The 2,417-nt window shown below is 73.3% G+C and carries 2 protein-coding genes and 1 pseudogene; all 3 read right to left on the bottom strand.

Annotated features, from left to right (window positions below; translation table 11 throughout):
* Positions 1-152: 152 nt before the first annotated feature.
* Entirely contained in the window at positions 153-545 is a 393-nt protein-coding gene (locus ABZY57_RS32615; RefSeq protein ID WP_356518147.1) for a DUF6009 family protein, read from the bottom strand.
* Entirely contained in the window at positions 542-2,092 is a 1,551-nt protein-coding gene (locus ABZY57_RS32620; RefSeq protein ID WP_356518149.1) for a phage/plasmid primase, P4 family, read from the bottom strand. The genes ABZY57_RS32615 and ABZY57_RS32620 overlap by 4 nt, the downstream gene beginning before the upstream one ends.
* Positions 2,089-2,417, bottom strand: a pseudogene (locus tag ABZY57_RS32625) (DNA primase); the annotation flags it as partial. The gene ABZY57_RS32620 and the pseudogene ABZY57_RS32625, both read right to left, overlap by 4 nt.

The raw sequence follows: 2,417 nt of genomic DNA on the forward strand, positions 1-2,417 counted from the left end.
CACGGCCTGACGTCAGGGCAGGGGCCGGACCGGACGGGCGCGAGCTGCGCCGCGCCCACGCGCAGCACCGTCAGGTCGGCGCCGGCCCCGGACCGCGCGCGGCGGCGGACCGCCGACGTGCTCGGCGGACCGCTCGGACGGGCTCTTCCGGCCTACGGGAGCGTTCCCCGCGCAGCGGACGAGGACATCGGCCCGCCCTCGGACCGCTCGGTCTTGTGCCCCTTGCTGCCCGGCGCCAGCGTCCGCGCGTCCACGGCCTCCGCCGGCGCCCCCGTCGCGTACAGCCCGTCCGGATCGGTGTCGCGGTCGTGCGGCAGCAGCCAGAACACCCGCCGGCGAAACGTCCCCGAGGAGCGGGACGGCCTGGCCCCAGGCCCCAGCAGCGCGTACCCGACCATCCGGCCGTCGCGGTGGTACGCGGGCCTGCCGCGCCGGGTCGGCAGCCGGTCCAGGCTCTGGCGGACGTAGTCGAGCCGGCTGATGTCCTCGAGCCAGACGAAGTCCACTTCGTGGACGATCTCGTCCTCGGCGATGAGAGCGCTCATGCTGTCTCCTCGTCCGCGAGCAGGCCGATGCCCGGGTAGTACTTGCGCTGGTTCGACAGGATCATTTCCTTGGGCGACGCAAGCCCCACCACCTCACGGACGCGCGCCGCGAAGGCCCGGGAAGAGATCGCGGGGGCCCCCTCATTCTGGCACCAGCCCCTGTAGGCCGCGTAGAGCTGTGCCTGCTCCGCCCGCAGGGCCGGCTCGAAACGGCAGGTCTCGCCGATGAAGCGCCCGGTGTGGTCCTCGGTCTCGGCGTAGGCCGTGGTCGCGATGCGGACCCGCTCCGGGCCCGAGAGGTCCTTGTCGCCGCCGAGGTAGCGCCGGGCGCCCTCGATGAGCCAGTTGAGGATTCCCGGGCCCTCGTGCGTGACCAGGATGTCCGCCAGGTTGTCGATCTTCCGCTCGTCGGAGACGACCCGCTCGAACGGGATCAGCCGCATGCGCCGCCAGAACGCGAAGCCGCCGGTGCCCACTTCGGGCCGGTGGTTGCCCAGCAGCCACAGCTTGTGCGTCGGCTCGAAGCTGAAGAAGTCCTGACGCATCCGGCGGGCCTTGATGCGGTCGCCGCCCGTGAGCAGCTTGACGCGGGCCTCGTCGAACCGGTCGCCCGGCTTGACCTCGCTGCACACGATGACCCGGCGCCCGTGCAATTCGGCGAGGTCGGTCGGGTGGCCCTCGTACGGCCGCGCCATCAGGAACCCGGGAGGCGCCGCGTCGGCGTAGTCGCCGAGCAGCTTCATCAGCACGTCCAGCAGTACGGACTTGCCGTTCTTGCCGGAGCCGAAGAGGAACGGCATCACCTGCGCGCCGACGTCCCCGGTGACGGAGTACCCGAGCAGCAGCTGCAGGAAGTCGATCATCTGCGCGCCCTCCGGCTCCTCGCCGAAGGTGTCGGTCAGGAAGCGGTTCCAGAGCGGCGTGGGCATCGGCCGCGGCCCGGCCGACGTGGAGCGGGAATGGAAGTCCTTCGCGGGCTCGGCGGGGCGGACCTGACCGGTGCGCAGGTCGACGACGCCCGCCGGGGTGCACAGCGCGTACGGATCGGCGTCCAGCAGCGCCGCGTTGAGCACCATGCCCGGGGCGGACTTCGCCTGCGTGAGCATCGCGTTCATCCCGCTGGTGCTGAGCGCGCGGCGGCGGTGCTGCGCGAGCGAGAGCGAGGTGTACACCCCCTGGGGGTCGGTGGCGGCGATGCTTTCCGCCAGGTCACCCGCCGCCCACACGACGGTGTCGTCCTCGTCGATCTGCCAGCGGGTGCCGTCCCAGCGGAACCAGCCGATGCCGGGGACGTGCCGGTAGTCCTTGCGGTAGAGCTTGACGAACAGTTTGGCGTTGCCGCGGTCGGTGAGCGTGTCGGGCAGCAGGCCTTCCGCCGTGGCCTCCCCCTCGGAGCGCGCGGCACTGCCGGCGCTCGGGGTCCCCGCCTCCGCGGACCTCGCCCGCTCCCCGGACTCCCGGGGCGCCGGGACGGGCTGCGCGAGGATCTGCGCAGCGACCGCCTGGACGTCGAAGCCGGACAGCGTGCTCTCGTCGTCCACTCTCATACGCGGCCTCCGGGGGACAGCGGGCGCGACCGACCCGCGTGCAGACCACCGCGGATGATGGCGCGACATCGGCCGTCCTGCCCGGGACGGGCGTGCTCGGCCGCCTCGCGCAGGGCCCGCGTGGCAGCGGCCTCGGTCACGTGCCCCGCGGCGACCAGTCCGCCGGCGGTGTACGCGGCCCGGTTCAACTTCTCGGAGAAGGAAGCCCCTTCGGGCACCGCCGCGCACGCGGCGACCTCGGCCAGTACGCCCGCCAGGACCCGCTCCCCCACACCACGTCCGCCGCCCGCCGCGATGACCGCCTGCCGGGCGCGCGGCGGTACGG

It is taken from the genome of Streptomyces sp. NPDC006450 (genome assembly GCF_040612195.1).
Classification (GTDB): domain Bacteria; phylum Actinomycetota; class Actinomycetes; order Streptomycetales; family Streptomycetaceae; genus Streptomyces.